The organism is Proteus penneri, assembly GCF_022369495.1.
In the GTDB taxonomy this organism is placed as follows: Bacteria; Pseudomonadota; Gammaproteobacteria; order Enterobacterales; family Enterobacteriaceae; genus Proteus; species Proteus penneri.
Genome location: NZ_CP059690.1, coordinates 1,457,795 through 1,477,808, shown reverse-complemented (window position 1 = coordinate 1,477,808; position 20,014 = coordinate 1,457,795). Strand labels below are relative to the sequence as shown.

General features: G+C 37.6%; 13 protein-coding genes. 6 read left to right on the top strand and 7 right to left on the bottom strand.

All coding sequences use genetic code 11. The features are described from left to right. The gene (locus H1225_RS06725; RefSeq protein WP_006536740.1) at positions 1–1,452 is read left to right on the top strand and encodes an AMP nucleosidase; all 1,452 of its coding nucleotides are present in this window, start codon (positions 1–3) and stop codon (positions 1,450–1,452) included. Between the two features lie 110 nt (positions 1,453–1,562). On the opposite strand, the gene H1225_RS06720 is transcribed toward H1225_RS06725, so the two are convergent. Both H1225_RS06720 and H1225_RS06715 read right to left on the bottom strand, forming a co-directional pair. Then, a complete protein-coding gene (locus tag H1225_RS06720; RefSeq protein ID WP_239739585.1) occupies positions 1,563–2,555 on the bottom strand; it encodes a tyrosine-type recombinase/integrase in 993 nt (330 codons plus the stop codon). Positions 2,556–2,899: 344 nt separating this feature from the next. Next, entirely contained in the window at positions 2,900–3,934 is a 1,035-nt protein-coding gene (locus H1225_RS06715; RefSeq protein WP_115065363.1) for an isoaspartyl peptidase/L-asparaginase family protein, read from the bottom strand. Positions 3,935–4,775: 841 nt separating this feature from the next. Between H1225_RS06715 and H1225_RS06710 the strand changes: the two genes are divergently transcribed. The 5 genes from H1225_RS06710 to H1225_RS06690 all read left to right on the top strand — a co-directional run bounded on the left by H1225_RS06710 (position 4,776) and on the right by H1225_RS06690 (position 12,135). After that, complete coding sequence (locus H1225_RS06710) at positions 4,776–5,849, top strand: HlyD family secretion protein (RefSeq protein ID WP_072063968.1); 1,074 nt, start codon at positions 4,776–4,778, stop codon at positions 5,847–5,849. A gap of 8 nt (positions 5,850–5,857) precedes the next feature. Continuing rightward, a complete protein-coding gene (rbbA, locus tag H1225_RS06705) occupies positions 5,858–8,614 on the top strand; it encodes a ribosome-associated ATPase/putative transporter RbbA (RefSeq protein ID WP_202611966.1) in 2,757 nt (918 codons plus the stop codon). Then, a complete protein-coding gene (locus H1225_RS06700) occupies positions 8,615–9,742 on the top strand; it encodes an ABC transporter permease (protein WP_072063967.1) in 1,128 nt (375 codons plus the stop codon). A gap of 774 nt (positions 9,743–10,516) precedes the next feature. Next, complete coding sequence (locus H1225_RS06695; RefSeq protein ID WP_006536751.1) at positions 10,517–11,821, top strand: insecticidal delta-endotoxin Cry8Ea1 family protein; 1,305 nt, start codon at positions 10,517–10,519, stop codon at positions 11,819–11,821. Between the two features lie 11 nt (positions 11,822–11,832). Then, entirely contained in the window at positions 11,833–12,135 is a 303-nt protein-coding gene (locus H1225_RS06690; RefSeq protein ID WP_006536752.1) for a hypothetical protein, read from the top strand. Positions 12,136–12,249: 114 nt separating this feature from the next. Here H1225_RS06690 and kdpE read toward each other — a convergent pair whose 3' ends face one another. The 5 genes from kdpE to kdpA are packed head-to-tail and all read right to left on the bottom strand — an operon-like array spanning position 12,250 to position 20,013. Beyond that, complete coding sequence (gene kdpE / locus H1225_RS06685; RefSeq protein ID WP_161669237.1) at positions 12,250–12,933, bottom strand: two-component system response regulator KdpE; 684 nt, start codon at positions 12,931–12,933, stop codon at positions 12,250–12,252. Then, positions 12,930–15,632 carry a two-component system sensor histidine kinase KdpD gene (gene kdpD, locus H1225_RS06680; RefSeq protein WP_109848485.1) on the bottom strand — a complete coding sequence of 901 codons (2,703 nt, stop codon included), beginning with the start codon at positions 15,630–15,632 and terminating at the stop codon, positions 12,930–12,932. The genes kdpE and kdpD overlap by 4 nt, the downstream gene beginning before the upstream one ends. Position 15,633: 1 nt before the next feature. Then, on the bottom strand, positions 15,634–16,230 hold the full coding sequence (gene kdpC, locus H1225_RS06675) for a potassium-transporting ATPase subunit KdpC (RefSeq protein WP_115065359.1): 597 nt from the start codon (positions 16,228–16,230) through the stop codon (positions 15,634–15,636). A 10-nt stretch (positions 16,231–16,240) separates the two neighbouring features. Next, positions 16,241–18,298, bottom strand: a complete 2,058-nt coding sequence (gene kdpB / locus H1225_RS06670; RefSeq protein ID WP_072063961.1) for a potassium-transporting ATPase subunit KdpB — start codon at positions 18,296–18,298, stop codon at positions 16,241–16,243. Positions 18,299–18,309: 11 nt separating this feature from the next. Beyond that, the gene (kdpA, locus tag H1225_RS06665; protein WP_239739582.1) at positions 18,310–20,013 is read right to left on the bottom strand and encodes a potassium-transporting ATPase subunit KdpA; all 1,704 of its coding nucleotides are present in this window, start codon (positions 20,011–20,013) and stop codon (positions 18,310–18,312) included. Position 20,014 lies beyond the last annotated feature (1 nt).

Here is a 20,014-nt window from a genome sequence, read left to right as displayed (position 1 = left end):
ATGTCACAACCTCATGATCCAGAAATTCAAAAAATTATTAATCAATTAAAACAACAATATCAAAATGCTGTTGATGCTTTACGCAATGCAATTATTGATTATGCCCAAGATGGAAAATTACCAGATATAAAACAAAGAGCTGAAGGTATATTTGCTTATCCTCAATTAACTGTACATTGGTATGGTGAAGTTAAAATAGAAGATAAAACACGCGCTTATGGTCGATTATCAAAATCAGGTCATTATTCTACCACGATTACTAATCCTGCCTTATTTGAGAATTACTTATCAGAACAACTTCAACTTATTGCTGATGCTTATCATGCTACTTTTGAAGTAACCGCTTCAAAACAAGAAATTCCTTATCCTTTTGTGATCGATGGAACAGGTATTGGTTTTGATAGAAAGATGAGTGCCTCTTTAGCAAAATATTTTCCAACAACTGATTTATCTAAAATCGGTGATGAAATTACTGATGGTTTAATTTGTGATAGGGAAATGTTGCCACTTTCTCATTTTGATGCGTTACGTACTGATTTCTCATTAGCGCGTTTAAAACATTATACAGGTACATTACCTGAAGACGTTCAACCCTATATTTTATATACGAATTATAATCGTTATGTTGATGAATTTGTTCGTTGGGCTTGCGATCAAGTTGCGGATGAAAATAGTCCATATTGTGCACTTTCCTGTGCTGGGTTTCAGCGAATTACAGCAGAAACTGTTGATCCTGAAAAGTTAATATCTGATTTAACTTGGAAGAAATATCAAATGCCAGCCTATCATTTAATAGCTAAAGAAGGTCCCGGAATAACATTAGTTAATATTGGTGTTGGCCCTTCAAATGCTAAGACAATTTGTGATCACCTAGCTGTTTTACGTCCTCATGTTTGGTTAATGATTGGTCATTGTGGTGGATTACGTGAAAGCCAACAACTTGGTGATTATGTTTTGGCTCATGCTTATTTACGCGATGATCATATTTTAGATGACATTTTACCTCCTGATATTCCTATCCCTAATATTGCTGAAGTACAACGTGCACTTTATGATGCGACGAAAATGATCAGTGGTAAGCCGGGGCATGAAATAAAACAAAGATTAAGAACAGGAACTGTTGTTACAACGGATGATCGCAACTGGGAATTACGTTTTTCGGTTTCAGCAAGAAGATTTAACTTAAGTCGCGCTGTCGCTGTTGATATGGAAAGTGCCACAATTGCTGCACAAGGTTATCGTTTTCGGGTTCCTTATGGCACTTTATTGTGTGTATCAGATAAACCATTGCATGGTGAAATAAAATTACCAGGTCAGGCTAATCATTTTTATGAAGGGGCTGTATCCGAACACCTGCAAATTGGTATTCAAGCTATTGAATTACTTAAACAAGAAGAGAGTAATTTACACTCTCGTAAATTAAGAACATTTAATGAGCCACCGTTCAGATAAAGAGTAAGCAATAAAAATCCCTAATTATGAACGGAAACCGATAATTGGGGATTCTTAAGAAGTATTATCAAAATAGCTATTTTTGATAATACGATATTTGGAAATAAAATTTAAAAACGTAAATGTCTCGCCGCTTTTCTTAAACGATCATCTCCACGCCTATCATAACGTTGAGTCGTCATAATACTAGCATGTCCCATGGCATCTTTTACTGTGACAATATCTTCACCGTTATCAAGCATTGCAGAGGCAAATGTTCTTCTTAGATCATGAGGAGCAAATTTATCAATACAACTTTCTTGTTGTCGATTTTCCAAAATATAGTAAATGGCCTGATCGGTGATCCGTTCATCAGTGACATCATCGAATCGACGTATGCGAGTGAAAAGAGGGCCATCTTGCGTGCCTCTTATTTCATTAATCCATAATTGAAGGCGATCCCAAGTATCATCAGGCATATAAGACATTCGTTCTTTATTACCTTTACCTCTAACAAGAAAAGCTTGATCGCGAAATTGAATATGCTCGTAATTAAGTGCCACTATTTCTGAACGACGTAATCCACAACCTAATAACACACTTAATATTGCGGCATCTCTTAAGCCTTTCGATGAATTGTCTTTTTCACAACTTCTAAATAAAGCACGAATTTCATTGCTAGTGAGTGCTCGGCCTTTAGGTAATCGACTTCCTCTTACAGATTTAACTTGGCGGATATGCTGATAACTTTCAGTATCCATTTGTTTCATTGCCCAAGCTTCTAAAGCAACACCTTTTAATGCTGCAAGATAAGTATTGATAGTGGCAGGGGCTTTATTGGCATCAGATAACATATCAATAATAGCTTGAATATGATGGCGACGAAGAGCTCCCCATTGGCAATTTTTAAGAGAAGAAAAACCGATCATCTTAGCAACAATAGTGAGAAATGATCCCATTGTTTGACGACTACGTTTTGAACCTAAACTCATTAAATAAGCCATTGCTGGATTAGTATGAGCGGGCGAGGTGAATGTTGCATTCAAATCCAATAATGCTTGTTTTTTAGGCAAGACTAGCGATGTTTCAGGTGTTAAGTCCTGATCGTCGTGGTGAAATTCCACTGCTATTTCCTTATTAAATCAAAATCAACATAACCATGATGAATATTCTAACAGATCCAAAAAAGAAAAAAGCTACTTTTTCAAAGGATCATTTTAATAAGTAGAGACGATCTTGTTTGTTTTATCGTCAGTAAGGTTGTTGTATGAGCTTTTTTAGTGCGAATAACAGTCAAATTAGATTAATGAAAAAATAGGGTAAATAGTGTTAAGAAAAAGAATAGGGAATAAGAAGGGATAAAAGGCGTTTAGATCGTTTTCGCACCCAAGATTTTCACCTTTTATCAACTTAAAAATAATGAAGATAACAGTAAAAATGGGTGCGAAATAATCAATGGTTAGTTAAATTAATCTTTATAAATTGCGACAACAGGTTTTCCATCATTACCAATTGTGCCACGATACATACCTTCAGAATTAAAACTCATTGTGTAGTTACCTGTTTTATCTAATACGATAACACCACCGCTACCATTGATCGCTTTAACTTCATCAAGTGCATTTTGAGCAGCTTCTTCTAAAGGTAAATTTTTATATTTAACTTGGGCTGCGATATTGAAGGCAGTTAATGTTCTGATAAACATTTCACCAGATCCTGTTGCAGATACAGCAACAGTTTCATTATCAGCATAATTACCTGCCCCAATAATTGGGGAATCACCAACTCGGCCATAACGCTTGTTTGTCATTCCTCCCGTAGAAGTTCCCGCAGCTAAGTTGCCATGTTGGTCAAGAGCAACTGCACCAACGGTGCCATATTTATAATCGTACATCATAGGATCAACAAAAAGAGCAGCCGTTTTACCATCATGGTCTAAAACGACTTGTTCTTTTTCTATTGCTTTTTGAAGCTGTAGCCAACGATGTTCAGTTCTAAAATAGGACGGATCAACAATAGTAAGCCCTTGTTCTTTAGCAAAAAGATCAGCACCAGTAGAAACCATCATAACATGTGGGCTTTTTTCCATCACAGCTATGGCGGCATTAATTGGATTTTTAACCGTAGTTACACCTGCAACAGCGCCAGCTTTACGGGTTTTACCATCCATAATAGAAGCATCAAGTTCATTACGACCATCATGGGTAAAAACGGCGCCTTTCCCCGCATTAAATAATGGTGAATCTTCCATGATATTAATCGATTTTTGAACCGCTTCTATACTGGTTCCTCCACTATTTAGAACAGCATATCCAGCATTTAGTGCTTCAGTTAGTTTTTCTTTATATTCTTTTTCTTGTTCTGGCGTGATGGTGTCTTTAGTGATTGTCCCAGCACCACCATGAATGACAAGGCGAATAGGAGGAGCGTTATTTGAAAAAACAGAGGTAGTAAATAGGGTGCAAAGTGTCATTGTGGCGAGTTTATATTTAATATTATTCATATATAACCCTTCTTTTTTAATTAAAATTAACGCGGTATTATCATATGGATTTTACGATCTTGATCTTAAACTCTAATTAATTACATCTATGTACTTTGATAACTAACTGCAATAATCACTATATAAAAAGTTTAAGACATAAGTGGTCTGAACACTTAATTTTCTTTTTAATTTATCGTGTGTTATAGCCTGCTTTTTTATCATTTTAAAATGATAATCAATACGTTGTGTTCTTTTTGTGTTTCTTGGTTTAATGAAGGGAATAAATATAAAATGTAGTTAATAATATTTTTTTAAAAAACAAAATAATATTGTTGTTTTTATTTTTTGTTTTTATTTTATATGATTAAATTTAAAAAAATAAAATTTACTCAATTGTACAATAAATAAATTTTTAATAATGTTAAATAGGGAAATAAATCTATTTTGTATTGAAATGTTTATCAAAAAGCTAAGTAATCTTTAATATTGATTTATCTTTGATAACGTTTTGTTATTGTTTCATCTGTATTTTAATGTAACTAAATTTGGTTTTCTATATACAATTTGTGTGTTTCCTCGAATAATCAAAAAGGGATAATGGATTCTGTGATAAAAGTACTACATTAATTTGAGTTAAAGCTCTATTATAATAACATAACATTTATAATTCATAAGGTTAGCATTTAATATTTTATTTTTTTATAGTGAGTTCGTTAGCTTTATCAACACAAATGAACTATTTTTAAATAGATATAAAATAAAAATTAATACGTCTCATTATTTAACTATTTTCTTACATACAGTGGATAAACATATTTTTGGTGTTCTTTTATGACTAAAGGAAGGTTAAATAATTTATATGAAAAATCAAAACAAGAGTCGTTTTTTTGTTTATAGCATTATTATTGTCGTGGTTGTTGCCGCGGGAATTTTTTGGTGGAAATCTCAAACACCAACACTCCCTTCAGGATTTGCTCAAAGTAATGGGAGAATAGAAGCAACAGAAATTGATATTTCAACGAAAAGTCCAGGAAGAATAGACTCTATTTTAGTTCAAGAAGGAGATTTTGTTAAAGCGGGGGACGTGTTGGCAAACATGGATACTCGAACACTAAAAGAACAACTTCATGAAGTTCAAGCCCAATTAAACCAAGCGAAAAGTAGTGTGGTCACTGCACAATCTGCATTATCACAGCGTAAAAGTGAACAACTTGCAGCCCAAGCCGTTGTTCGTCAACGTATTGCTGAGCTTGATGCTGCACAAAAAAGACTTAATCGTTCTCGTGCATTAGTAAAAACTAATGCTATTTCTATTCAACAATTAGATGATGATATAGCAAGAACAGAAGGAGCAAGGGCTGCCGTTGAAGCAGCTAAAGCTCAAGAAACCGCCACTATTGCAGCAATAGAATCGGCTAAAGCGGGGATCATTCAAGCTAACACAAAAGTAGATGCAGCAACGGCAACCGAAAGACGCATTTTGGCAGAGTTGGATGACAGTATTTTAAAAGCACCGCGTAATGGTCGAGTTCAATACCGTGTCGCAGAGCCTGGTGAAGTTTTAGGTGCTGGCGGCCGTGTATTAAATATGGTTGATTTAAGTGATGTTTATATGACTTTCTTTTTACCAACAGAAGCTGCCGGTAAAGCGGCATTAGGAAGTGACGTTCACATTATTTTAGATGCAGCCCCTCATATTGTTATTCCTGCAAAAACAACCTACGTTGCTAGTGTCGCTCAATTTACACCGAAAACCGTTGAAACTGATAATGAACGATTAAAACTTATGTTCCGTGTAAGAGCGCGTATTTCACCTGAATTACTTGAAAAACACCTTGAATATGTAAAAACAGGTTTACCCGGTCGTGCTTATATTCGCTTAGATAACAACCAATCTTGGCCAACTGATTTAGAGGTGAAATTACCACAATGAGTCAAACAATGAGAACGAAAAGTCATTCTCATATCATTGAATTGACTCATGTATCCCAACATTATGGCGATACCAAAGCGCTTGATGATGTGACATTGGCTATTCCTGCTGGGAAAATGGTTGGGTTAATTGGCCCAGATGGCGTAGGGAAATCGAGCTTGATCTCGCTTATTTCTGGTGCGAGAGAAATCCAAACTGGGCAAGTAATTGTGTTAAACGGTGATATGAATAATGTTGAACACCGAAGAGCTGTCTGTCCTCGTATTGCCTATATGCCTCAAGGGTTAGGTAAAAACCTTTATCACACGCTTTCTGTTTTTGAAAATGTTGATTTTTTTGGCCGTTTATTTGGTCAATCAAAACAAGAGCGGGCAGAACGCATAAATGATTTACTTGAAAGTACTGGCTTAGCCCCATTCCGTGATAGACCGGCGGGTAAACTTTCTGGGGGAATGAAACAAAAATTGGGTTTATGTTGTGCACTTATTCATGATCCAGAATTACTTATTCTTGATGAACCGACTACTGGCGTTGACCCATTATCGCGAGCACAATTTTGGGAATTAATTAACCGTATACGTAAGCGTCAAAAAAATATGAGCGTGTTAGTTGCGACCGCTTATATGGAAGAAGCTGAGCGTTTTGACTGGTTGGTTGCGATGGATGCAGGAAAAATATTAGCAACAGGCCATGCTGATGAATTAAAAGCCCAAACACATACTGATGAACTAGAAGCTGCCTTTATCGAATTATTGCCAGAAGAGAAAAAGAAAGATCACCAAAAAGTGATTATCCCACCAAGAGATAAAAGTGATGATGATACCATCGCTATTGAAGCGCAAGATTTAACTATGCGTTTTGGGCAATTTGTTGCAGTAGACCACGTAAGCTTCCGTATCCCTAAAGGAGAAATTTTTGGGTTTTTAGGATCGAATGGTTGTGGTAAATCAACCACAATGAAAATGCTGACAGGTTTACTTGAAGCGAGCGAAGGGCGAGCTTGGTTATTTGGTCAAGAAGTTGATCCTAAAGATATTGAAACTCGTCGCCGTGTTGGCTATATGTCTCAAGCATTTTCACTTTATAGTGAATTGACTGTACGACAGAATCTTGAATTACACGCCAAGCTTTTTCATATTCCAGAAGAAGAAATTCCTCAACGTGTTAAGGAAATGAGTGAGCGTTTTAATTTAACTGATGTTGAAGAAATGATGCCCGATGGGTTGCCATTAGGTATTCGTCAGCGTTTGTCACTCGCAGTTGCTGTTATCCATAAACCTGAAATGCTGATATTGGATGAACCGACTTCAGGGGTTGACCCCATTGCGCGAGATATGTTTTGGAACTTGATGGTTGACCTATCTAGACGTGACGGTGTCACTATTTTTATCTCAACTCACTTTATGAATGAAGCGGCACGTTGTGACAGAATGTCACTAATGCATGCTGGTAAAGTATTAGTCACAGATACACCGGCAAATTTAGTTAAAAATAGCCAATTTGATACACTTGAAGAAGTCTTTATTGATTACCTTAAAAAGGCATCGGGTGAACAAGAAGCTTCTGAACTTAATGAAAAAAGCCTACAACTTCCTGCATCTAGTGATGAAAGTGCAGAAAAAGCGTTAAAACAGCGCTTTAGCCTACGACGTCTATTTAGTTATAGTATTCGTGAAGGTATGGAGTTACGCCGAGATCCTGTGCGTCTTACTTTAGCACTATTAGGTACGGTGATCCTGATGTTTATTATGGGTTACGGTATTAGTTTGGATGTTGAAAATTTACGCTTTGGTATTATGGATCGAGATCAAACAGGGTTAAGTCAGGCATATAGCCAAAACCTTTCTGGCTCTCGTTACTTTATTGAAAAAGCACCAATTACAGATTATGACCAACTTGAACGGAGACTCCGTAGTGGAGATATTACGGTTGCGATTGAAATTCCGCCTAACTTTGCTCGGGATATTGCCAAAGGTCATACTGTAAAAATAGGTGTTTGGATTGATGGCGCAATGCCTAATCGGGCTGAAACAGTTCGCGGTTATATTCAGGCAATGCATTTAACATGGATGCTTGATATGGCTATGCGCCAACCAACTAATGTGGTTGATAAATTATCACCCATTAATATAGAAACCCGCTATCGCTATAATCCTGATGTAAAAAGTTTACCTGCAATTGTACCTGCTGTTATTCCTCTTTTATTAATGATGATCCCCGCAATGTTAAGTGCGTTGAGCGTGGTTCGTGAAAAAGAGCTTGGTTCTATTATCAATCTTTATGTTACACCTGTCACTAAAGCAGAGTTTTTGTTAGGCAAGCAATTTCCTTATATCTTATTGGGTATGTTTAACTTCTTTATGCTCTGCGCGCTTTCTGTCTTTGTGTTTGGGGTGAGTTTTAAAGGAAGTATGTTAACGCTTTCTTTAGGTGCATTACTCTATATCACTATTGCTACAGGAATGGGATTACTTATTTCTTGCTTTATGAAAAGTCAGATTGCCGCTATTTTTGGTACTTCAATTATTACCTTAATTCCAGCAACACAATTTTCAGGAATGATTGACCCTGTTTCATCATTGGAAGGTATAGGTAAATGGATAGGGCATATTTATCCTACATCTCACTTTTTAACTATCACAAGAGGGACATTCTCTAAGGGATTAAACCTTTTTGATTTACCTTGGTCTTTTATTCCTATGCTTATCACTATTCCAATTGTTATTGGGTTGAGTATCTTTTTCTTGAAAAAGCAGGAGGCTTAAATGTGGCGCACAATTCAAAATGTGTTTAATTTAGGTGTAAAAGAACTGCGCAGTCTCTCTCGTGATAAAGCGATGCTGGCATTAATTGTATTTGCTTTTACTGTGTCAATTTACTCATCTGCGACTGTTACACCCGGTTCGTTACATCATGCGCCGATTGCCGTTGCTGATCAGGACAAATCTCAGCTATCCGCACGTATTGTAAATAGTTTTTATATGCCTTATTTCTTACCTCCAGCCGATATTACGCCTGAGCAAATTGATGGTTTGTTAGATAGAGGTACTTATACCTTTGCTCTTGATATCCCGCCTAATTTTCAGCGTGATCTTTTAGCGGGTCGAAAACCGGAAATACAAGTTAATATTGATGCAACGAGAATGAGCCAAGCTTTCTTAGGTAATAGCTATATTCAAAACATTGTAATGGGGGAAGCAAAAACCTTTTTAGCGAAAAATAGAACCAATGATCCACTGCCAGTTGATTTGGAAGTTAGGATGAGTTTTAACCCGAATCTGACACAATCTTGGTTTGGTTCTGTTATGGCAATTATCAATAATATCACCATGTTATCGATAGTATTAACAGGAGCTGCATTAATAAGAGAACGAGAGCATGGCACTATTGAGCACTTACTGGTTATGCCAGTTACTCCCTTTGAAATAATGCTCTCTAAGATATGGTCAATGGGATTGGTTGTATTATTGGCATCAGCTATGTCACTGGTATTAGTCGTGAAATCTTTACTTCATGTTCCTATTGAAGGCTCTGTTCTACTGTTTATGTGTGGTGTTGCTTTAAGCTTATTTGCAACAACCTCGATAGGTATTTTTTTAGGAACAATGGCTCGATCAATGCCTCAATTTGGATTATTGATGATTATGGTATTATTGCCATTAAATATGTTATCAGGAGGGATGACATCGCGGGAAAGTATGCCTCAGTTTGTTCAGGATGTTATGCAAACAATGCCAACTACACACTTTGTTAGCTTAGCTCAGGCTATTTTATATCGTGGTGCTGACTTCTCAATTGTGTGGCCTCAATTCATTATCTTAATTGTTATTGGCTCGGTGTTTTTTTTATTAGCTTTATTACGTTTTAGAAAAACCATTTCGGCTATGGCCTAATAAATTTAAATATTAATCGATAAATTAACCTATTTTCTTCTATTATTAAATAGAGAAGGGAATAGGTTTTTTATTAATTTAATTATCTAAGGTTGGTATTTTTTTACTTAACGATGATATTTCAATAAATAATATTCACGAAGGTAAATAATCTATTTAAGGTAAGGCGTTAATTAGAATTAATTAATAAAGGATTTTATCCATTACTTGAATGACATGGTTTATATATTTTTATTGATTGAGTTAAATTTATTTTTAATAAGGCTAATTTTATGAGAATAATGAAAATATTAAAAAAAGTAATAAGAGAAAGGAAATTTAATAAGGAAGAAAAAATTGGCATAGATATAATGGATGTGAAACCCATTAGAGATAAATTATAATTTGTTATTTGGGCATCAACGTTTTTTAGATAATAATACTGGTTTAACAATAGGTAGAAGTAAATCGCATTTTATTTTTAATCCTGATGGTGTTTTATCAAATAATAGATATACAGTCGGATATATATGCTAAGAGACTGCCTGAACAAAGCATAGACTATTTTTAGGAAAAGTCACTGAAACATAAGGAAATAATTGCGAAACCTTGCCTTGCGTTAGATTTATTACATTTCCCTTTGAAAAGTCATATACATCCGCACTATAAAAGATAAGATTTTCTTATTGGTTTTTGATTTATTAGTTTCTGGCAAGGGCGGAAACTAATCGAGAGAAAACACATTAAGTCACTCATTCTGTTTTTTTATCATTGCTATAATTTAAGAGGCTAAATATGTCATCTACACTTAAGCTTAATGATGGTTTATCTGATATCGGTTCGATAATACATTATGGTATCAGTCAGATCCCAGTGATTGGAGGTGTACTAAGCACCATTTTTGGCCTTTTATGGCCAACAGATAAGGAAGATATATGGAGTACAATTAAACAGGAAGTGCAAAGCCTTATTAATGAAGATATTCAAGAGGACGACTGGAATCGCCTTGTGGCTGCAGTAAGCGAGCTTCAGGATAAAGTATCATTTATCAATGACCAGTTAATTAATGCCCAGTATGATACTGCGGGCCCTGAACTGATGACAGTGGTTGTAGATATAATTGGAATTGAAGAAAACTTCAAAATAGAAGGGACTAATTTCAAATATGCATTTGCTCCACTTTTTGTCGCCGCTGTGAATTTAAAAATTGCCTTATATCTTGAAGGGATTAAATACTCTAATGATTTAGGGTTAAGTCAAGATCAAGTTAATCAATTAAAGTCATTGCTTCAAAAAGATGTTCAAAGCTCCAAGAGTTATTTATCTCCGATAAATTCGGCAATAGGCAATACTTATCTTAACAACATACAGACCTACTTTAGTGTTAAGTTATATTATGAAACAAGCGTGTCTTTATTTAATGAACTATGGTCAGGGGATTATGAAGACTATAATGCTCCTGCACCGCTGGAAAATTACTACGTTCCAGTCATGGCAGCTGGATCTTTCTATAAGCTTATAAGCCTAGACGGGCAAAATTTCTCAGTGCCTATGGCATTTGCTGAAGTAGCTGATAACTCAATGATGCCTTCTACAAACATCCTGGGATCTTTATATCAGGAGCCAACATCTTATCCAGATGGCTATATTAATTTTATCGATGTTTATACAGACCTGTCAGTGTCACATCGAACTACTGGGTTAATGTTTACCTGTAGTGGATCTGATGAACAATATGAAATGGGTATGACGCCAAATAACAATGACTCATTCAATGTTGGACAAAACACTATGAGTATTAATGTTGAGGGTGGTGAGTTCATTAATCAGGTGTCTGTGAGAGCGGACTCTTTTGTTTCACAAATTGAGTTCACCACTAATCTTAATAATACAATGGTAGCAGGTCAGCATCCTGATGATGACCCTATACAAGAAGTCACTTTAGTCAGCCCATTTTCAATTAACTCCATGTATGTGGTCTCTGATGTTGCAGGATATATACAATCATCTGGCCATCAAATGTGTGGGATAGCGATTTCAGCAATATATAATAATGAACTTGCGATGCAATATGTCAGCAGTCTATATAAAAACAGTTAAGGAGGTGCGTTATGTCGACTAATTATGTTATTCAACCTTTGGAAACAGTTACAGTATGGGACGATGCTGAGCCTATCATTCCAACAGTTACTAAAAGTGTCATTGTGACTAATAATGGTGAAACGAAATTAGAAGTTGTGAATTACTGGGCACCACCGTCACATGTTTTTTATCCCGATACCACATATTGGGTTGAACCCAATGACACGATTATCGTTCAAGCACCCGAACGATCATTTTACTACTACAGAGTTAATGTAACTAACTCGGATGATACCAAGGTGGGTGCGGCTATCGTTGAAATTGTAGATTAGCATTTACTTGATGATCAGGAGATTCAATTACCTTTTTTGAATCTCCTGCCATGAGTAGTGGCAAGAGTTGATAAGTGTACTCAAATGTCACTTGTGGTGGGATTTTGAGTTTAGTTAAGGCATAAATCGATAGCCAATCCCCGTTTCTGTCATTAAATGCACCGGACATGCGGGATCGGTTTCTAGTTTTTGGCGTAAATGTCCCATATAAATGCGCAAATAGTGACTATGTTCAACGAAATTAGGCCCCCAAACATGTTGCATTAAATGCCGTTGAGTAAGTACTTTACCACTGTTATTAACTAATTCACTTAGTAAACGAAATTCTGTCGGCGTTAAATGAACGGGTTCATTTTGACGAGTAACAATACGATTAACCCAATCAATCGTAATATCACCAAAAGTAAATTGTGTACTTTGTGTTTCTTGTTTAACAAAACGGCGTAGTGATGCTCTGATTCTGGCGAGTAGTTCACTAATACCAAAAGGTTTCGTCAGATAATCATCCGCTCCTGCATCAAGTGCTTTCACTTTATCTTGCTCTGAATCTCGTGCTGAAAGTACGATAATGGGGGTACTACTCCATTGGCGAAAATCTTGAATAAAACAGAGACCATCTTTGTCTGGCAAACCAAGATCAAGAATAACTAAATCAGGTTTTCTTGATGCGGCTTCAATTAATCCTCGTTGGCATTCATTGGCTTCATAAACACGAAATCCTTCGCTCTCTAAAGCTAGCCGAACAAAGCGTAGAATCTCTTTCTCATCTTCAATAATTAAAATGTTATATGGAGTCACTGTTTTATTTCAATCTCATCAATATCAGGGAGTGATTTTAAAGGTAAAACAAAGTGGAAGCTTGCTCCACCTTTTTTATTGTTTTCAGCCCAAATTTCACCTTCATGTAAGTGAATAATGGCGCTACATATGGCTAAACCTAATCCAACACCAGGAATTGCGGATTCTTTTACTGCACGTGAAAATTTATTAAAAATAAGTTGTAGTTGGTCGGTTGGGATCCCATGACCCTCATCCCATACTTCAACATGAATTTTAGCGACATCAATATAGGCTTTTACTCCGATTTTTGTGTTTGATGTCGTATATTTCACTGCATTTTCAAGTAAGTTCGTGATAACTCGTTCAATTAAATTACCATCGCAATAAAGCAATAAATCAGCAGAAATATCAATTTGTAATGGATGTTTATCAAGTAAATAAGAGAGAGAACGAATGGCACTTCCCGTTATTTCTTGTAGCGAATTCCATTGTAAATTCACTTGAATGCCACCGGATTGAATACGTGCCATATCCAGTAAATTATTGACTAACCGTGAGGTTGTCAGGATCTGCTGTCGAATTTGGTTAACTTGCTCTGTATGGGATGAACCTTCAGCACTTAAATCGAGAAGCAAAATCTCTGATTGACCAAAAAGCACAGTAAGCGGTGTTTTTAAATCATGAGAAAGTGCGGCTAATAATGCATTTCTTAATTGCTCTCTTTCGATATTAATTCGAGATTGTTCTGCAATTTCAGCCTGTTGTAATCGCTCAAGGGCATTAGCAATTAAACCATTAAAAGTTTGCAATAGCTGCTGTTGCTCCGGGATAAGCAGTTGACGAAGATTATTCGGTTCAATCGCTAAAATAGCTAAAACTTGTTGAGAGGCGGTAATCGGATGTAATTGGTAAGGCACACTTGGTAGAGTATCTGTGCCTGCACCAGCAATTTGATCTTTATCACAACACCAGCGTGCAATGGCATTATCAATAGGTAAAAGCCCCATGCCTTGTGCATGAAAAGGTGTTAATTCACCTTGTTTGTTGGGCAGTAATAAACACACTTTGGCATCAAAGGCACTTGATAAAAAATGATAACTAGTGCGAACAATTTCTTGTAACGTTACCGCTCGACCCAGTTCTCTCGTCATTTCAAATAAGTGGCGAGTGCGCTGTTCTCGATAACGGGCGACGCGGGTTTGATAACGCATACCCGCAGTTAAATTACCAACCACTAATCCGACAATAAGCATCACTGTAAAAGTGACCAAATACTGCATATCGAGTACAGCGAGCGAAAAGTGAGGCTGTACAAAAAACAGGTCAAAACTAATAACATTAATTAATGCCGCAAAAATAGAAGGGCGACGACCAAAAAAGAGTGCAATTAATACAACACCCAATAAATAGAGTGTGACTAAATTGGCTTTATCAAGTGCTAATAGAAATGTGCGAGAGAATAAGGTGATCGCTAAACATAATCCAATCGCTGTAAAATAACCTTTTATCTCTTGTCGCCATTTATCATTTTGTAGTGGTGCTGTTTTGGTTTTATAACGTATGTCCTCATCATTGAGGGCGACACTGATAACATGGAGATCAGGTGCATAACGCGCTAATTTTTCTGCAAAACGCATCCGTATCCAGCGTTTTAACCATTGCCATTTTTGGTAAGCGCGTTGACCAATAACCACTTTTCCAAGATTATGCTCTCTGGCGTAACGGATCACGGCCTTTTCAGCTTGGTTATCAGAAAGGATCGCCGTTCTCGCTCCTAGATGTTGTGCTAATTTTAGAGAGTGTAAGATAGCTCGGCGTTTATGCTCGCCAATTTGATGAAGCTTAGGCGTTTCAACATAAATAGCATGCCATTGGCAACCAAAGGCGGCAGCATAACGCGCTGCCGTGCGAACTAATTTGTCGTTACCGCCATGAGCGCCGAGACAAACCATCAGACTATCTGTGGTGTGCCAAACAGGAGCCGTTCCTTGGCTATCTCGAAACTCTTTAACTTGTGTATCAACTCTATCTGCCATACGGCGTAAGGCTAATTCTCGTAGTGCGATTAAATTACCTTTACGAAAAAAGTGTTCAATCGCACGTTCTGCTTGTCCAGCTAGATAGACTTTGCCTTCATGTAAACGTTGTTGTAGATCATCAGGTGGTAAATCCACCATAACCACTTCATCAGCACTATCGAAAATATAGTCAGGGATCGTTTCTTGGACTCGAATTCCTGTAATACTCCCGACGATATCATTAAGACTTTCAATGTGTTGTACATTTATTGTGGCAAGGACATCAATACCTGCATCCAATAGTTCTTCCACATCTTGCCAGCGCTTAGGATGTCGGCATTTATGAGGATTACTAAATGCCAGTTCATCCATTAAGATCACCGCCGGATGCCTAGCTAATGCGGCATCTAAATCAAACGCGACAAGCTTTCTACCGTGATGGTGAATACGTTGTAGTGGCAATAAAGGTAATCCGTGCAGTAATGCAGCCGTTTCTTGCCTTTGGTGCGTTTCAACAACACCAGCAAGGACATCAATACCTTGCTGGTGGAGGCGTTGAGCTTCTTGTAACATGGCGTAAGTTTTCCCTACACCTGCACAGGCACCAAAAAATATTTTTAAACGCCCACGAGTTGTTGTTCGCGTTGAAGCGAGTAAATCATCAGGAGAAGGGCGTTGCCATTGCTGATCGAGTTCCATTTTATTGAGTACTCACTTTTTGCTGCTTTTCTGCACTTAATTTATCAAGTGCTTGATTTAGCATAAATACATTCACAACAGGGTCACCCATAAATGACATCAGCGGTGATGTAGTATTGTCTTTTATTAACTGCTTAATTTCATTTTTAGTGAGTTGGCGAGAATAAGCAATATTTTCAATTTGATAATAAGCTGCTTGTAATGAAATATGAGGATCAAGTCCACTTCCTGATGCTGTGACTAAATCAACAGGAACAACATGTTGATTATGCGTTGCTTTCTTCCATATTTGAATACGTTGAGTTATCTCATTAAGTAATAATGGATTTGATGTTGCTAGTTGGCTGGCACCTGATGCCATGCTGTTATAGGGCATTTCGGACGTCATTGATGGGCGACTTTTAAAATAATCATCCCGCGTAAATTGTTGCCCAATCAACTCAGAACCAATAAGTTTATTATCTTGATAAATCAGTGAGCCGTTCGCTTGCCATGGAAAAATAAGGTTGGCTAATCCTGTAACAAACAAAGGATAAGCGAGTCCGGTTATTAGTGTGAGTAATAATAACATCACTAATGATGAACGAAATAGATGCATATAGAACTCCTTAAAACCCAATGAACGCTAAGATCATATCGATGATTTTAATGCCAATAAAAGGGACTAATAATCCACTGATCCCGTATAAAGAGAGGTTACGACGTAATAATGAGTGCGCAGAGACAGGACGATAATGAACACCTTTAAGAGCAAGGGGGATCAAAAAGATAATAATTAAGGCGTTAAAAATAACCGCAGATAGCATTGCAGATGCGGGTGAATGTAAGTTCATGATATTAAGCATGTTGAGCTGTGGATAGGTGACAGCAAAAGCAGCTGGAATAATAGCGAAGTATTTAGCAATATCGTTGGAAATACTAAATGTTGTTAAAGCGCCTCGTGTCATTAGCATTTGTTTACCGATATGTACAACTTCGATTAATTTTGTTGGATTAGAGTCTAAATCAACCATATTGCCTGCTTCTTTGGCGGCTTGAGTACCTGAGTTCATCGCAACAGCAACATCGGCTTGTGCTAATGCAGGGGCATCATTAGTACCATCACCTGTCATTGCAACTAATCGACCTTCTGATTGATATTGACGAATTAATGCTAATTTTGCCTCAGGTGTTGCTTCAGCCAGAAAATCATCTACACCAGACTCTGCTGCGATAGCTGCCGCCGTAAGATGATTATCACCCGTGATCATGACGGTTTTTATCCCCATTTGGCGAAGTTGAGCAAAGCGCTCTTTAATTCCACCTTTCACAATATCTTTAAGTTCAACAACACCTAAGATTTTCTGATTTTCAACTACCACCAGCGGTGTCCCACCCGTTCTGGCGACTTGTTCGACTATCGCGGTGACTTCATCAGGAAAATGGCCGTGACTGACTTCAATATGACGACGAATAGCATCAACGGAGCCTTTGCGGATCAAGCGTTCTCCTAAATTAACGCCGCTCATTCTTGTCATTGCAGAAAAGGGAATAAAAGACGCTCCAATTGACGCTAAATCACGTTCGCGCAAATTAAAACGCTGTTTAGCGAGGATCACAATGCTTCTGCCTTCAGGCGTTTCATCTGCAAGTGAGCTTAGCTGTGCCGCATCGGCGAGCTGTTTTTCACTAATACCTGAAAGAGGGATAAAACGAGAAGCTTGGCGATTACCCAGTGTAATTGTGCCTGTTTTATCAAGTAGTAAGACATCAACATCACCTGCGGCCTCAACCGCTCGCCCACTGGTTGCAATCACATTGGCATCAAGCATTCGGCTCATGCCTGCCACACCAATTGATGAAAGTAAACCGCCAATCGTAGTGGGAATAAGACACACTAATAAAGCGATTAAAGTGACAACGGAAATAATATCGCCATGTCCTTGAAACTCGACAGCAAACACACTGAATGGATAAAGAGTAACACACGCCAATAAGAAAATAAGTGTCAGGGCTGTTAATAAGATAGTTAAAGCAACTTCATTCGGCGTTTTTCTACGCTTCGCACCTTCTACCATTCCAATCATACGGTCGAGAAATGAATTACCTGCCTCAGCAGTACAGCGAATAATTAGCCAATCGGACAATACTCGAGTACCGCCAGTCACAGAAGAAAAATCACCACCTGACTCACGGATCACGGGTGCTGATTCGCCCGTAATCGCACTTTCATCAACAGAGGCACCACCTTCTATGACTTCACCATCACAAGGAATAACTTCACCCGAGTTAACTAAAACAATATCACCTTTATGTAATGAGAAAGAATCAACGGTTTCTTTCGGTGCATTGATGTCAGCGTGATGTAAACGTACTGCTTTAGATTGTCGTTTAGCGCCACGTAAGCTAGCAGCTTGTGCTTTGCTTCGACTTTCTGCTAATGACTCAGCAAAATTGGCAAATAACAATGTTACCCATAACCAAAACATTACTTGTAAAGTAAAGTGATTATCATCAGGGAAATAACCTAATAATGAAGCAATCCAAATACTGGTCGTTAAAAGCGCACCAACATAAACAATAAACATCACCGGGTTACGCCATTGCGCTTGAGGTGTACATTTTTTTATCGCATCAAAGAAGGCCGATATCACGGTTTTTTTATCAAATAGTTGAGTTGTTTTCATGATACGTTTCCTTATTTCGCCCAAAACAGCTGTAAGTGTTCTGCAATAGGGCCAAGGGCTAATGCCGGAACAAAAGTCAAAGCGCCAATCATTAATACCGTGAGGATCAATAACAAAATAAATAGCGGTGAAGTGGTAGAGAGTGTGGCCAAGCTTTCTGGCTGACGCTTTTTCACGGCTAAACTACCTGCGATAGCTAAAACAGGTAACATGACACCAAAGCGACCAATGAACATTGCGATACCTAATAACAGATTATAAAAAGGTGAATTAACATTGAGCCCTGCAAAAGCACTACCGTTATTGTTCGCAGCAGAAGTAAAAGCATATAACACTTCGCTAAAGCCATGAGGACCTGGGTTTAAAATGGCTTCACGACCAACATCAGTAAATAAAGCGAGAGTTGTACCTAATAAAACAACGGCTGGAGAAATTAAAATGGCAACAGCTACCCATTTCATTTCAGCAACACCAATCTTTTTACCGAGATATTCCGGCGCACGACCAACCATTAATCCAGCGATAAATACAGCTAATAACACATAGAGGATCATGCCGTAAAATCCTGATCCTACACCGCCAAATACTACTTCGCCTGTTTGCATTAACCACATTGGTACCATGCCACCTAATGCTGTTAGTGAGTCATGCATCGCATTAACAGCACCACAAGATGCCGCTGTTGTGACGGCAACAAAAATAGCGCTACCTATAATGCCAAAGCGTGTTTCTTTACCTTCCATATTCAACGAACTATCTGTACCCGCAAAGATAAATTCTGGATTTCCTTGCCATTCAGCCCAAGTGATCACACTAACAGCAACAATGAAAATTAACGTCATAGCCCAAAGCAAGGTATGGCCTTGCCGTTGTGTTCCACTTAAACGACCAAAGGCAAAACATAAGGCAGTAGGAATAAGAAAAATAGCGAGTATTTGTAAGAAGTTACTTAATGAAGTTGGATTTTCATAAGGATGTGCAGAGTTTGCCGCAAAATAACCACCGCCATTTGTGCCTAATAACTTAATTGCTTCTTGAGACGCAACAGGCCCCATTGGTAACCATTGTTGTTGCCCATCAAGGCCTTGACTTAATAGTGCTGGGTGAAAGTTTTGTATCACACCTTGGCTGACAAATAACAGTGACCAAATAATAGATAAAGGGAGTAGGACATATAATGTAATGCGTCCAATATCAACCCAAGCATTGCCTAATGAAGTACAAGATGACTGTGTTAGCGCTCTAATTAAAACAAAAGCGACAGCTATACCTGTTGTTGCAGATAAGAAGTTTTGCACTGCAAGCCCCGTCATTTGGCTTAAATAGCTGACAGCCGTTTCACCGCTATACGCTTGCCAATTAGTATTTGTGACAAAGCTAATTGTGGTATTGAACGCTAAATCCCAATTCATATTAGGGGCAAATTGAGGATTTAAAGGTAAATAGCCTTGGTTAAGCAGTGTGACAAATAATAGAATTGCGCCCATTAAATTAAAAATAAGTAGGGCGAGCATATAGTGATACCAGTTCATCGGTTGGATTGCTTTGCCTGCGGGCTTGAAACCACAGCAACGCCAAATAACATGTTCAGTTTGAGTAATCCAATGAGGTAAATCACCTTCGATAAGGCGAGCTAAATAATGCCCAAGCATTTTTCCTATCACAAATAATGTAATTAGAAAAACAGCAAGATATATCAACATTGTTGTTGCCATT

Coding starts and splice junctions, on each gene's coding strand:
- H1225_RS06725 (WP_006536740.1), top strand. CDS start 1: ATGTCACAACCTCATGATCCAGAAATTCAAAAAATTATTAATCAATTA.
- H1225_RS06715 (WP_115065363.1), bottom strand. CDS start 3,934: ATGAATAATATTAAATATAAACTCGCCACAATGACACTTTGCACCCTA.
- H1225_RS06710 (WP_072063968.1), top strand. CDS start 4,776: ATGAAAAATCAAAACAAGAGTCGTTTTTTTGTTTATAGCATTATTATT.
- rbbA (WP_202611966.1), top strand. CDS start 5,858: ATGAGAACGAAAAGTCATTCTCATATCATTGAATTGACTCATGTATCC.
- H1225_RS06700 (WP_072063967.1), top strand. CDS start 8,615: ATGTGGCGCACAATTCAAAATGTGTTTAATTTAGGTGTAAAAGAACTG.
- H1225_RS06695 (WP_006536751.1), top strand. CDS start 10,517: ATGTCATCTACACTTAAGCTTAATGATGGTTTATCTGATATCGGTTCG.
- H1225_RS06690 (WP_006536752.1), top strand. CDS start 11,833: ATGTCGACTAATTATGTTATTCAACCTTTGGAAACAGTTACAGTATGG.
- kdpD (WP_109848485.1), bottom strand. CDS start 15,632: ATGGAACTCGATCAGCAATGGCAACGCCCTTCTCCTGATGATTTACTC.
- kdpC (WP_115065359.1), bottom strand. CDS start 16,230: ATGCATCTATTTCGTTCATCATTAGTGATGTTATTATTACTCACACTA.
- kdpB (WP_072063961.1), bottom strand. CDS start 18,298: ATGAAAACAACTCAACTATTTGATAAAAAAACCGTGATATCGGCCTTC.
- kdpA (WP_239739582.1), bottom strand. CDS start 20,013: ATGGCAACAACAATGTTGATATATCTTGCTGTTTTTCTAATTACATTA.